The sequence below is a fragment of the Mucilaginibacter sp. genome (assembly GCF_964263795.1).
Lineage (GTDB): Bacteria > Bacteroidota > Bacteroidia > Sphingobacteriales > Sphingobacteriaceae > Mucilaginibacter.
The window spans coordinates 1-12,983 of the sequence record NZ_CAXVWK010000088.1 but is presented as its reverse complement, the minus strand read 5'-3'; the positions used below and the strand labels follow the sequence as shown (position 1 = coordinate 12,983).

At 45.0% G+C, this 12,983-nt stretch carries 12 protein-coding genes; 9 read left to right on the top strand and 3 right to left on the bottom strand.

Annotated features, from left to right (window positions below; all coding sequences use genetic code 11):
- Nucleotides 1–20 precede the first annotated feature (20 nt).
- The 5 genes from ACE5CV_RS14645 (at nt 21) to ACE5CV_RS14625 (ending at nt 6,968) form a co-directional block, all read left to right on the top strand.
- Entirely contained in the window at nt 21–605 is a 585-nt protein-coding gene (locus ACE5CV_RS14645; protein WP_374950935.1) for a DNA-3-methyladenine glycosylase I, read from the top strand.
- Between the two features lie 154 nt (nt 606–759).
- A complete protein-coding gene (polA, locus tag ACE5CV_RS14640; protein WP_374950934.1) occupies nt 760–3,570 on the top strand; it encodes a DNA polymerase I in 2,811 nt (936 codons plus the stop codon).
- 438 nt (nt 3,571–4,008) lie between these two features.
- The gene (locus tag ACE5CV_RS14635) at nt 4,009–5,433 is read left to right on the top strand and encodes a glycogen synthase (protein WP_374950933.1); all 1,425 of its coding nucleotides are present in this window, start codon (nt 4,009–4,011) and stop codon (nt 5,431–5,433) included.
- The gene (locus tag ACE5CV_RS14630; RefSeq protein ID WP_374950932.1) at nt 5,430–6,692 is read left to right on the top strand and encodes a glucose-1-phosphate adenylyltransferase; all 1,263 of its coding nucleotides are present in this window, start codon (nt 5,430–5,432) and stop codon (nt 6,690–6,692) included. Before ACE5CV_RS14635 ends, ACE5CV_RS14630 begins: the two co-directional genes overlap by 4 nt.
- An 81-nt stretch (nt 6,693–6,773) precedes the next feature.
- Entirely contained in the window at nt 6,774–6,968 is a 195-nt protein-coding gene (locus ACE5CV_RS14625) for a hypothetical protein (protein WP_374950931.1), read from the top strand.
- A 51-nt stretch (nt 6,969–7,019) separates the two neighbouring features.
- Here the strand turns inward: ACE5CV_RS14625 and ACE5CV_RS14620 are convergent, their stop codons facing one another.
- The 3 genes from ACE5CV_RS14620 to ACE5CV_RS14610 form a co-directional block, all read right to left on the bottom strand.
- Nucleotides 7,020–7,697: a metal-dependent hydrolase gene (locus ACE5CV_RS14620; RefSeq protein WP_374950930.1), complete on the bottom strand. Its 678-nt coding sequence runs from the start codon at nt 7,695–7,697 to the stop codon at nt 7,020–7,022.
- A 75-nt stretch (nt 7,698–7,772) separates the two neighbouring features.
- Entirely contained in the window at nt 7,773–8,078 is a 306-nt protein-coding gene (locus ACE5CV_RS14615; protein WP_374950929.1) for a YbaB/EbfC family nucleoid-associated protein, read from the bottom strand.
- Nucleotides 8,079–8,170: 92 nt separating this feature from the next.
- Nucleotides 8,171–9,382 (bottom strand): serine hydrolase domain-containing protein, encoded by a 1,212-nt coding sequence (locus ACE5CV_RS14610; RefSeq protein ID WP_374950928.1) that lies wholly within the window; start codon nt 9,380–9,382, stop codon nt 8,171–8,173.
- A gap of 139 nt (nt 9,383–9,521) precedes the next feature.
- On the opposite strand from ACE5CV_RS14610, the gene ACE5CV_RS14605 reads away from it, so the two are divergent.
- The 4 genes from ACE5CV_RS14605 to ACE5CV_RS14590 all read left to right on the top strand — a co-directional run.
- Complete coding sequence (locus ACE5CV_RS14605) at nt 9,522–10,496, top strand: tetratricopeptide repeat protein (protein ID WP_374950927.1); 975 nt, start codon at nt 9,522–9,524, stop codon at nt 10,494–10,496.
- Between the two features lie 83 nt (nt 10,497–10,579).
- A complete protein-coding gene (fumC, locus tag ACE5CV_RS14600) occupies nt 10,580–11,977 on the top strand; it encodes a class II fumarate hydratase (protein WP_374950926.1) in 1,398 nt (465 codons plus the stop codon).
- Between the two features lie 167 nt (nt 11,978–12,144).
- Nucleotides 12,145–12,537, top strand: coding sequence for a hypothetical protein (locus tag ACE5CV_RS14595; protein ID WP_374950925.1), 393 nt, complete (start codon nt 12,145–12,147; stop codon nt 12,535–12,537).
- Between the two features lie 3 nt (nt 12,538–12,540).
- Nucleotides 12,541–12,983, top strand: a 443-nt coding sequence (locus tag ACE5CV_RS14590; RefSeq protein ID WP_374950924.1) for a S1/P1 nuclease, incomplete at its 3' end; no start/stop codon positions are given.

Below are 12,983 nucleotides of genomic sequence, written 5' to 3'. Positions count from 1 at the left end.
TTAACCCAAAACCATTATTTATGGCAAAGAAAGAATTAGAAAAGCCGGTGCCGGTACATGATGGTAAAACACGTTGCAGCTGGTGCGGCACTGATGCCTTATACACCAAATACCATGATGAAGAATGGGGGCGGACGATACACGATGACAACATTTTTTTTGAGTTTTTGACACTGGAAGCTGCGCAGGCCGGCCTGAGCTGGATAACTATTTTGCGCCGCCGCGAAGGGTATAAAAAAGCCTTCGCCAATTTCGATGTAGAAAAAGTTGCCGCCTTTACCGATGCCGATCAGGCACGTTTGCTACAGGATGAAGGAATTATCCGCAACCGGTTAAAAGTATCGTCGGCCATTCGTAACGCGCAGCTGTTTATGGATGTGCAAAAAGAGTTCGGTTCATTTAATAAGTACCTGTATAGCTTCATGCCCGGGGGTAAGCCTATCACTACCTACCATGGCCCGCAGGTAAGCACCCCGGAGTCTGACGCGATAGCAAAAGATATGAAAAAACGTGGCTTTAAGTTTTTCGGCACTACTATTTGCTATGCCTTTATGCAGGCCACCGGCATGGTGAACGATCATGTGCCGCAGTGCGATTTCAGATAAGGTCACACTGGTTTCGCAGATTAAGATGATTTGACTGATCACAAAAAATGATTGTCTGTATCTTGGCTGTTCGAAAACATAAATCGTATTTTTGAAAGCACCCGGTCATCCGTGAAATCAAAAAATCATGGTAAGCGGTGCAAAATAACTCACTATGAAGAAGCTTTTTCTATTGGATGGTATGGCCCTTATTTACCGGGCTCACTTTGCTTTAAGTAAGTCGCCCAGATTTACATCGGGTGGATTAAATACGTCGGCGGTGATGGGTTTTACCAATACACTGTTAGATGTATTGAAGAAGGAAAAACCAACCCACATGGCTGTTGTGTTTGATACTGATGCACCTACCGAGCGCCATACCGAATACGAGAAGTACAAGGCCCACCGCGAGGCTATGCCCGAGGATTTGAGCAAGGCTTTGCCCTACATCTTCAAAGTGGTTTTAGGGTTTAATATCCCGTTGATCACGTCTGATGGTTATGAGGCTGACGACATTATAGGTACCCTTGCCAAGAAAGCCGAGAAAAAAGGTTACCAGGTTTACTGTATGACACCTGATAAAGATTTTGCCCAGTTGGTTTCCGAAAATATCCGTGTTTATAAACCAGCCCGTATGGGTAATGATATGGAGATACTGGGTGTTAAAGAGGTACTGGCCAAATGGGAAATTGAGCGCCCGGAGCAGGTGATCGATATTTTAGGCCTTTGGGGCGATGCTGTAGACGGCATACCCGGCATCCCCGGTGTTGGCGAAAAAACGGCCAAACTGCTCATTAAACAATATGGATCGGTAGAGGAGATCATTGCCCATAGTCACGAGTTAAAGGGAAAACTAAAAGAAAACGTAGAGGCCTTTGCCGAGCAAGGCCTGATGTCTAAACGGCTGGCCACTATAAACCTGAACGCCCCCGTTGAACTGGACGAAGAAGGGCTGGAAATGTGTGCGCCAAGTAAAGATTTGCTGGAGCCGCTATTTGCCGACCTGGAATTTCGTACGCTGGGCCGCCGCGTATTTGGCGACGATTTTAGCATCACCGAAACCCGCGCCGTATCCGTACAGACTGATCTTTTTGGAAGCGATGTTGCCGATGGCCGTACCACCCTTTCTGTAGATGTACAGGATATTTACGAAGCGCCCACGCCGGTTGAAATAAAAAACATAACTACCGTAGAACATGAATACATCCTTGCGGACACTTTCGAAAAACGTGCAAAACTGATCGGTATATTAAAACAGCAAAAGCACTTCTGCTTCGATACGGAAACTACCGGTACAGATGCTAATCATTGCGAGTTGGTTGGCTTGTCGTTTGCGATAAAGCACCACCAGGGCTGGTATGTCCCTGCCCCGCATGATGAGAATGAGGCCAAAAAGATCGTTGCAGAGTTTAAGCCCGTATTTGAAGATCCTAACATTGGCAAAACCGGCCAGAACCTGAAATTCGACATCCTGATGCTGAAATGGTATGATGTAGAGATGAAGGGCGACCTGTTTGATACCATGATGGCCCACTACGTCATCGACCCGGATACCCGCCACGGCATGGATATCCTGTCAGAAAATTACCTGCAGTATAAACCGGTTTCGATTACCGAACTGATTGGCCCGAAAGGGAAGAATCAGGGCAATATGCGCGACGTAGAGATCGAAAAAATAAAGGATTACGCTGCCGAAGATGCTGATATCACGCTGCAGCTGCGCACCGTTTTCGAGCCAAAAATCGAGGAGGTAAAGGCTAATGACTTGCTGCATAAAATAGAAAACCCGCTGATATATGTGCTGGCGGATATTGAACATGAAGGGGTTAAGATAGACCACGAAACGCTCAAGGAATTCAGCAAGGAATTAGAGACTGACATTGCGAGGCTGGAGAAAACAGTGTTTGAAAAGGCAGGTGTGCGGTTCAATATCGCATCGCCTAAACAATTGGGCGAGGTACTGTTCGAAAAACTGTTATTAGACCCTAAAGCAAAAAAAACCAAGACGGGCCAGTACCAAACCGGCGAGGACGTCTTGTTAGGCCTTGCTGCTAAAAGCGATATTGTAAGGGATATCCTTGATTTTCGCCAGCTGCAAAAGCTAAAGTCAACTTATGTAGATGCGTTGCCAACCATGGTAAACCCTAAAACAGGGAGGGTACACACCAGTTATAACCAGGCGGTGGCTGCTACGGGCAGGTTAAGTTCAAACAACCCTAACTTGCAAAACATCCCTATCCGTACCGAGCGGGGCCGGGAGGTGCGTAAAGCATTCATCCCAAGAGATGCCGGCCACAGCATTGTATCTGCCGATTATTCACAGATAGAACTGCGCATTATTGCAGAGATCAGTAAAGATCCAAACATGCGCCAGGCTTTTACCGATAATATTGACATCCATACCGCTACAGCAGCAAAGGTTTACGGTGTAGGTATCGATGAGGTGGACAGTACCCAGCGCCGCAACGCTAAAGCAGTAAACTTTGGGATCATTTACGGGCAGTCGGCATTTGGTTTATCACAAAATCTGGGCATCCCGCGTAAAGAAGCTGCCGAGATCATTGAAAACTACTTTGCCCAATACCCTGGCATAAAACAATACATGGCAGATACCATGAATTTTGCCCGCGAAAATGGGTACGTGACTACGCTGATGGGCCGCCGCCGTTACCTGCGCGATATTAACAGCGCTAACCAAACCGTACGCGGCTTTGCCGAACGAAATGCTATTAATGCCCCAATCCAGGGGTCGGCTGCGGACATGATCAAGATTGCAATGATCAACATCCACCGGGAGTTCAAAGCCCAAAAACTGGATGCCCGCATGACCATGCAGGTACATGATGAGTTGGTGTTTGATGTGCCTAATCACGAGATAGAGATTGTCAAACCGATCATCCTGGAAAATATGAAGAACGCCATAAAAACCGAAGTGCCGATAATGGTAGAGATAGGCACCGGATCTAATTGGCTGGAGGCCCATTAATTAGTAGTCTGTCAGTCTAAGCTTGTCGAAGACTTATCGCACAATGGTTCGACAGGCTCACCATGACAGCATGTATAATGCAATTGAGCATATATCGGCCTCAGTTAGAAGCGCATTAAGCTTCTTGTTTGTCAGTCTGAGCTTGTCGAAGACCTAATACAGTGGTGGTTCGACAGGCTCACCATGACAGCATGGGCATTCCAGGTCCACCTGTTAAAGTCCCCTGCTGCAGCTGCACCAAATAACACATTTGCAGGTTTAACATCTCAACCTCTTTGCCATTTCGCACCAACCCTACTGTCTATTTTTGGTTAATATCGAAATGGCAACCAACAACGTGGAGTGTTTAAATAATAACACTAATTCAAACACATTTTTCAAATTATGTGTTTGTTCATTTGGGGAAATGTTTAGTACCTTAACCACTATATAAACCAAATGAGAATATTTCACCTCAGTGCCGAATGTTATCCCATTGCTAAGGTGGGCGGGCTTGCCGACGTAGTGGGTGCCTTGCCGAAATACCAAAACGAAGCCGGTTTAAATGCGGCGGTAGTGATGCCGTTTTACAACCGCAAATTTGTGCATGAAAATACGTTTGATGTTGTTTTTCAGGGCACTACGCTGTTGGGCATGCGCCGTTTGTATTTTGAAGTTTTAAAAGAAAAGACAAATAAGCTGGGTTTCGAGCTTTTCCTGATCAGAATCCCCGGACTGTTGGACAGGGAGAATATTTACAGCTACCCGGATGAAAAAGAACAATTCATCGCCTTTCAGATCTGTTTCCTGGACTGGATTAACTGGAGCGGCCAAACACCCGATCTGGTGCACTGCCATGACCATCATTCCGGCCTGGTGCCGTTTATGATGTACCACTCGGCATTGTACCGCAGGCTGTCGCATATCCCAACTGTATTTACTATTCATAACGGCCAATACCATGGCGCGTTCGGCTGGGACAACCTGGGTTATTTGCCTGAAATAGATTTTTATAAAACAGGCCTGCTGGAGTGGAACGGGGGCATCAACCCACTGGCATCCGCAGTAAAATGCTGCTGGAAGTTTACCACCGTATCACCAAGTTATTTACAGGAGCTCTCCATCAACTCCAACGGATTAGAATATCTTTTTTACGTTGAGCGCTTCAAAGGGTCGGGCATAGTGAACGGGATTGATACCGAAGTTTGGAACAGCCAGACAGACCCCATGCTGCCCGAGCATTTTACCGTGGCTACTGTTGCCAAAGGCAAGCAAAAAAATAAACAGCTGCTGTGCGAGAAGTTTAACCTTTCGGTTGATAAGCCGTTGATAGCCTTTATAGGCCGTTTAGTATCTGAAAAAGGATCTGACCTGTTGCCTGCGGCGATAGAGCGCAGCATACAGGAGCATGGTGATAATGTTAATTTCCTGATACTGGGTGCGGGCGATAGCGATACGGAATTTGCTTTGCAGCATTTAAAAACTTTATATCCGCAAAACTGTAATGTATTTATAGGCTATGATGAAGCACTTGCCCATTTAATTTATGCGGGTGCCGACTTTTTGCTGATGCCATCGAGGGTTGAACCTTGCGGGCTTAACCAATTATACGCTATCCGTTACGGCACAATACCTATGGTACGCAGCACCGGCGGGTTAAAAGATACCGTTGTTGATTTTGGCGACGAAGGTGGCTACGGTATCCGGTTTAACAATGTAAGTGTGGAGGATATCAGCTCGTCTGTATCCCGCGCGGTTGTGTTATATCAGGACAGTAAAAAAATGCTGCAATTGCGCAAACGCATGATGGGGCTCGATTTTTCGTGGTACCGGTCTGCAAAAGAATATATTGATCTATACGAAAGCTTAATTCCTAAAATATGACATCTAAAGTAATCAGCATTGTACTTGGAGGCGGCCAGGGTAGCCGTTTAGCACCGCTAACGCTAACACGGTCTAAGCCGGCAGTGCCAATTGCAGGTAAATATCGTTTGGTAGATATCCCTATCTCCAACTGTCTGCATTCGGGTATCGACAGGATCTTCGTGCTTACGCAGTTCAACTCGGCATCGTTAAACAAGCACATTAAAAACACCTATCACTTTAGCACGTTTAGTACGGCTTTTGTAGATATTTTAGCTGCAGAGCAAACCCCAACCAGCGCAGGCTGGTTCCAGGGCACGGCCGATGCGGTTAGGCAAAGCCTTCATCACCTTGCTGTGCATGAGTTTGATTACGTGCTTATCCTTTCAGGAGATCAGCTTTACCAGATGGATTTTGAGGCGATGATCAAACAGCATGTTGATAAAGGTGCCGATATCTCCATTGCTACCATCCCTGTTAACGCTGCCGATGTACCCGGATTCGGGATCCTGAAGACAGATGAGAACAGCATGATCACATCCTTTATTGAAAAGCCTAAAACTAACTTTGAAAGCTGGGCATCTGAGGTGAGTGATGAAATGAAAGAGCAGGGCCGTATTTACCTGGCATCAATGGGTATTTACATTTTTAACCGCAAATTACTGTATGAATTGCTTGAAGGTAATGACCACCCGGATTTTGGTAAAGAGATCATCCCGCAATCAATAGCAGGTCATAAGGTATTAAGCTACCAATATGAGGGTTACTGGACAGATATTGGTACCATCCCGTCTTTCTTCGAAGCTAACCTGGGCCTTACAGATGATATCCCTAAGTTCAATCTTTTTGATAAGAATCATATCTACACCCGGGCACGCATGTTGCCGCCAACCAAAATATCGTCAACCTTGTTAGAGCAATCTATTGTTGCCGATGGTTGTATCATCAATGCCAAGCACATTAAGCATTCGCTGATAGGTATCCGTACCCGCGTTGGGTTCGAGACCGAAATTGAAAGCTGTTATGTAATGGGTAGCGACAACTATCAAACCCTGGAGGATATTGCAGCAGCAAAAGAAACCGGCGACCCAATCATGGGCATAGGCGACAGATGCTGCATTAAAAACGCTATTATAGATAAAAACACCTATATAGGCGATGATGTTACCATTAACTGCGCCGGTACATTACCCGATGGGGATTTTGACACGTACACCGTTGTTGATGGCATCGTGATCATTAAAAAGCGTGCGGTTATACCAAGTGGTACAACTATTTAATTTAAAAGATAATAAAACCATTGCGAGTTAAATTGTTATATAAGAAACTAAATAAACTTAAAAAACTATTTAACCATGAAAATGAAAAAGGCTATCTGTATGGTCGCTGTAGCAGCAATCAGCTTCGGTAGTGTAAACGCTTTTGCGGGTGCACCTTTGCAAACGATGCAAGACACTTCAATGAAAATGAAGAAAAAGCCGATGAAGAAAAAGACGATGAAGAAGAAAATGAAAGACAGCACCATGATGAAGAAAGACACCATGGGCAAGATGTAAGATCTTCTTTAAAACAAAAAACCCTCCGAATCATCCGGAGGGTTTTTTGTTTTAAAGGTTTAAACTATCGCCAACAGCCGGTAGTTTTAAGTTAAGGCCTGCCTTGATAAACTTTTCGGCAACCTCATCTTTATCGATCTTTATAACCGGGAAAGAATCGTAATGGATGCCTATGATGTTTTTACAGTTGATGAATGCTGCGGCTTTAATGGCATCATCAGCACCCATGGTATAATTATCGCCCAAGGGTAAAAAGGCCCAGGCCAGGTTTTCATCTTCCAGCAGCTTCATGTCATAGGTTAATGCAGTGTCGCCTGCAAAGTAAATTGCTTTACCTTCTGCATAGATCACAAAACCGGCAGGGTTACCACCGTTAGATCCATCGGGCAAAGCGCCGGAGTGGATAGCATTAACCATTTTAACGCGGCCAAAATCGAAGTTAAAGCCACCGCCGATGTTCATGCCGTGCACGTTGTCTATACCCTGTTTGCCCAGCCAACCGGCTATTTCGGCAATGCAGATAACTTTTGCGCCGCTTTGTTTTTGCACGGCTATCAAATCGCCCACATGGTCGCCGTGACCGTGCGATACCAGAATGTAATCTGGCTTAAGGTTGTCTACATCAATGTGTTTGGCTAACTCGTTGTGGGTTATAAATGGATCGAACAATAACTTTTTGCCGCCGGCTTCTATCTCAATGCACGACTGGCCATAATAAGTAACTTTCATAGGTTGATTTTTAATCGTTTGATAGCTTAACCGCCGGCTTGCCTTTTAGTTGCTGCCCAACAAAGCTTTTACACTTTATTTACCAAACAAGCCACCCATGCCGCCAAACATGGCGCTGGTCATAGCAGCCATTTCGCTTTGGCTTACATTGTCTGCTTGTTCCATTGCTTTGTTAATGGCAATCACCAGCAACTCTTCCAGCTCTTCCTTATCGGCTTCTTTTAAAAAAGCATCATCAATAGTAACAGATTGCACTACTTTGTTGGCGTTGGCCAGTACGGTAATTTTACCGCCTTCGGCACTGCCGGTAACTGTTATGGCATCCAGGCGTTTCTTTACTTCGCCAGCCTTTTGCTGGGCTTCCATTATTTTATCAAACATGTTATTTATGGTTATTAGTTGATTGAGTTAAATAGTGAGTAGTTGCTCCCTGCAACCATTATCTGTTCAACCAATCAACCATTCACTAAAAATTAATCTTCAGCCGTATCTCCGGCGCCGTTATAGGCTCCTTTACGCACTACCGGCATGCCGGTCATTTTAAACAGATCGTCAAGGTGCAGCAGGCTGCCGTTCACAACATTACCTAACAAAACAATAGTGACATCGTTTTTCATGTCGCGCAAAAATATGTGCCTGAAACCATGCCACCAGCCGGTATGGTAAACCACCTTTTGGCCCGGGCTTTCAAAAATACGCCATCCGTAACCGTAATTAAAGTGTCCGCGTATCATCGGGTTATGCGGTGTATAGGCCGAATCTTGTGTGGCAGGTTTGATGAGTTTGCCTGCCCGTAATGCCTGGTCGAATATATACAGGTCGCCAACGGTGCTGTAAATGCCTTTATCGCCAACCGGGCCATCTAAAAAGTTCTGGGCTACACTATATTTCCAGCTGTTACGGTCATGGCCAACTACATCAGCCGGAATTTTTTCATAAACAGCCTTTGAGTACACGTTGGTATGTTTCATTCCCGCCGGGATAAAAATATTCGCCTTCATGTAATCAGAATAGCTCATTTTGCTAACTTTTTCAATAATTGCGCCCAGTACCATAAAGTTGGAGTTGTTGTACAAAAAGCTGGCGTTGGGTTTATTGAAGCGGGCAGGTTTGTATTGGGCAATCATCTCCATCACCTCGGCATTAGTTAAGCCTTTCTTTTGGTTAAGATGCTGCGAGCGGTAAATGCCGTCTACAAAGTAAACGTAATTCATCATGCCTGACCGGTGGGTAAGCAGCAGCCGGATAGTAACACCGTCATACGGAAAGTTAGGAAAAAAGTCTTTTACATCCTGGTCCAGCTTGATCTTGCCGCGCTCCCAAAGCTGCATAATGGCGGTGCCTGTCATGGTTTTAGTAACCGATGCCAGCTCAAACTGCGAATTAAGCGTCAGGCTATCCCTGGTAAGGTGGTTTGCCCATCCAAAAGCGTTTTCGTATAAAATCTTTCCTTTTTTTGCCACCAGCACATTACCGTTAAAAGCGCTTACCTTATGCAGGTGCTGCATAAATTCGTCAATCTTTTTATCGGCATTCTTAGGGTCGTATTTTAAGAGATTGGCGGTGTTAAAGGGCTTTTCGGGGTCGCCAACGGCATTTTTGCTATCATTATGGCCGGAAGAGCAAGAGGTTAATAAGAGCAGTACAGACGCGCAGGATATGATGGATTTGAACACTAATTTCATGAGTAAAATTTTCTCGCTTAACGAATGCGAAAATTAGAAATAATATATAGCATGTATAAGATAAAAGTTCAAATAATGTTTCAACGCTGCACTAAACAATTAATTTTGAGTTATGGGAAATTACCTTAAAATATGCATAATGTTTTTATTGACCGCTATCGGTACACAATGCCTGGCGCAGGATATTAATGGTGAAAAAATGGCAACGGCATCCAAATTGATGCTGCAGCAAAATTATAACGAAGCCATTAAAGTTTACAATGATGTACTGGCCGCTGATCCGGCAAATATCCAGGCGAATTATAATATGGCAATCAGCCTTAATGGCGCACACAGGCAAAAGGATGCTGTGCCGTATTTGCAAAAGATCCTGACGCTTAGCGCCGGAAATTTTATGCTGGCCAATACCTATAATTTTTTAGGCGGTATTTATGATGATAGTAATGAACCGGAGAAGGCCATAACTGCGTATGAAACCGGGATAAAATTACAGCCCGATTACAGGCCGCTCTATTCAAACCTGGCAACGGTAAATTTCAGAGTGAAGCGTTATGATGAGGCAGAACATAATGCTATTAAAGCCTTAAAGCTTGAACCTAAAAACGGCAGCAGTATGCGTATCTATGCATTGGTAACGTTCCATCAAAATAAGCGCGCACCAGCCCTGCTTGGCTTGTGTTATTTTTTAATGTTAGAACCAAAGGGCCAAAAAAGCAGCGAGGCACTGGGTAATGTCCAAAATATCTTTGCGGGCGGCACGCTAAAAACAGAGCCGGGGCAAAAGGCAGCTCCCATAAACCTTACCCAAAACGCGGTGATCCAAAGTTCATTGAAGTCAATTGCAAACAAACGCTACGCAGCTGCAAGCGATTTACTGGCTGCCCAGTTAACCGCAATCGTAAGAAATTTATCTGCCTTGCAAAACGATAAAACAGAAACTTATAACGCGTTGATTAATTATTTCGTAAAGCTGTCGCAAAGCGGGAATATGCAAACTTTTGCCCGGGTAATCAACCAGGGCGGCAATCCCGCAAATGCAGAATGGCTTAGTGCCAACCCGGATAAGGTTGCAGCTTATAATCAATGGATAGCCACTAGTCAACTAACGTTTTAACATAACAAAAAGATTACCCTTTCCGTTCCGCTTTAAACCACATAAAACCCTAAATTTGCACTCGCTAAAACATTCGATCAATTATGAGTTTCAGAACCGAATATGATACTATGGGTGCCGTACAGGTACCTGCCGATAAATACTGGGGCGCACAAACCGAGCGCTCGCGCAATAATTTTAAGATAGGCCCCGAAGCATCGATGCCGAAAGAGATTATCGACGCATTTGCTTACCTGAAAAAAGCTGCTGCCTATACCAATACCGATTGCGGCGTTCTATCTGCCGAAAAACGCGACCTGATCGCCCGGGTATGTGATGAGATCCTTACCGGCTCGCTGGATAGTGAGTTCCCCCTGGTGATCTGGCAAACAGGCTCGGGTACCCAATCAAATATGAACGTGAACGAGGTAGTTGCTAACCGCGCACATGTTTTACAGGGTAACGCCCTGGGTGAAGGTAAAACCTTTATTCACCCAAATGACGACGTAAATAAATCGCAATCATCAAACGATACTTACCCAACGGCAATGCACATTGCCGCTTACAAGATATTGATCGATGTAACCATACCGGGTATTGAAAAACTGCGCGATACGCTGCAGGCAAAAAGCGAAGCTTTTAAAAGTGTGGTAAAGATAGGCCGTACCCACCTGATGGATGCCACACCGCTTACTTTGGGGCAGGAATTTTCGGGCTACGTATCGCAATTAAGCCACGGATTAAAGGCATTGCGCAACACGCTGGAACACCTGAGCGAACTTGCCTTAGGTGGTACTGCTGTTGGTACCGGCATCAATACGCCTAAAGGTTATGATGTTAAGGTGGCCGAATATATTGCACAATTTACTCACCTGCCCTTTATCACCGCCGAAAATAAATTCGAGGCCCTTGCTGCGCATGATGCCATTGTAGAAAGCCACGGTGCGTTAAAACAGATAGCGGTTTCATTAATGAAGATCGCTAACGATATCCGTATGCTGGCCTCAGGTCCGCGTTCGGGCATTGGCGAGATCCATATACCGGATAACGAGCCGGGTTCATCTATTATGCCTGGTAAGGTTAACCCAACCCAAAACGAGGCGGTAACTATGGTTGCTGCACAGGTAATGGGTAATGATGTTGCCATCTCTATCGGCGGATCGAACGGTCATTACGAACTGAACGTTTTTAAACCGGTTATGGCAGCTAACTTCCTGCAATCGGCACGTTTAATTGGCGATGCCTGTGTATCGTTTAACGATCATTGCGCGGTTGGTATCGAACCAAATTATGAAGGCATCAAAAAGCATCTGGAAAATTCACTGATGCTGGTAACGGCGCTTAACCCGCACATCGGTTATGAAAACGCCGCTAAGATTGCTAAAACTGCCCTGAAAGAAAAGCTTACCCTGCGCGAAGCCGCGGTTGGTTTAGGCTTGCTTACCAACGAGCAGTTTGACGAGTGGGTGAAACCCGAAGATATGATAGGCAGTTTAAAATAAGACAGCCTCACCAAAACCCTTCTCCTGCGGGAGAGGGGCTTTTATTTGCTGAACCAAATGCCAAAGTGCACGGTCCTTTTTCTTTTTTCTTTTATACTTTTGCTTGCAACCGCATGCAAATTCAACCCTAATACACAAACGCCGGGGCAGGGCTATCTGCAGGGCGAGTGGCAGCAGGACACATCGGCACTGCAAAAAAATTGGTAGATTATTCTTTATATAACCTTAAGTTTAATTGCGATTCGTTTTTTGTAAGCATCAAAACATTCAGTAAAGCAAACGCCGGTGCCGATAGTTGTACCCGCGGCGGTAAGTGGACAGAGTATGCAAAAGGCGTGTATCAGCAAAAGAATGATACCTTGCATGTGCGCGGCTTATTCTGTAATGCCAACTATAGTTATAAAGATCCGTCGGGCTGTTTCCGGTCGGGCGTGTACGAAGAATATTTCAAAGTTATCGGCAAAACCGACTCCACCATCAGCTTCAGGCCTACCTCGTCTGTAGTGGCTATTAACACTCATTTAATCAAACGGAATACCTGTAATCCAAAACCATTGTAATATATGAAAATCAGCATTTTAAAAAAGATCTTATTAGGCGTTGCGATAATGTACCTGCCTTTGCAAAGCATGGCATGGGGCACAAACGGGCACCGCATCAGCGGGCAGATAGCCGATAGTTACCTTACGCCAAAGGCGCGTGCCGCTATCAAAGCTATTTTAGGCAACGAGTCATTAGCTATGGCAAGCAACTGGGCAGATTTCATCAAATCCGACCCTAACTTTAATTATCTGTACAACTGGCACTTTATAAATTTTGATAAAACGCTTTCGCAGGCAGATATGCAGGCTTATTTAAAAGCCGATACCGCTACAGACGCGTATACCAGGATCAACTTTCTAACTGCGCAGTTAAAAAACAAAGCATTATCTAAAACCAACAAAATGCTTTATCTGCGCATGCTTATCCATATTGTGGAGGATGTGCACCAGCCGATGCACACCGG

Coding starts and splice junctions, on each gene's coding strand:
- ACE5CV_RS14645 (WP_374950935.1), top strand. CDS start 21: ATGGCAAAGAAAGAATTAGAAAAGCCGGTGCCGGTACATGATGGTAAA.
- polA (WP_374950934.1), top strand. CDS start 760: ATGAAGAAGCTTTTTCTATTGGATGGTATGGCCCTTATTTACCGGGCT.
- ACE5CV_RS14635 (WP_374950933.1), top strand. CDS start 4,009: ATGAGAATATTTCACCTCAGTGCCGAATGTTATCCCATTGCTAAGGTG.
- ACE5CV_RS14630 (WP_374950932.1), top strand. CDS start 5,430: ATGACATCTAAAGTAATCAGCATTGTACTTGGAGGCGGCCAGGGTAGC.
- ACE5CV_RS14625 (WP_374950931.1), top strand. CDS start 6,774: ATGAAAAAGGCTATCTGTATGGTCGCTGTAGCAGCAATCAGCTTCGGT.
- ACE5CV_RS14620 (WP_374950930.1), bottom strand. CDS start 7,697: ATGAAAGTTACTTATTATGGCCAGTCGTGCATTGAGATAGAAGCCGGC.
- ACE5CV_RS14615 (WP_374950929.1), bottom strand. CDS start 8,078: ATGTTTGATAAAATAATGGAAGCCCAGCAAAAGGCTGGCGAAGTAAAG.
- ACE5CV_RS14610 (WP_374950928.1), bottom strand. CDS start 9,382: ATGAAATTAGTGTTCAAATCCATCATATCCTGCGCGTCTGTACTGCTC.
- ACE5CV_RS14605 (WP_374950927.1), top strand. CDS start 9,522: ATGTTTTTATTGACCGCTATCGGTACACAATGCCTGGCGCAGGATATT.
- fumC (WP_374950926.1), top strand. CDS start 10,580: ATGAGTTTCAGAACCGAATATGATACTATGGGTGCCGTACAGGTACCT.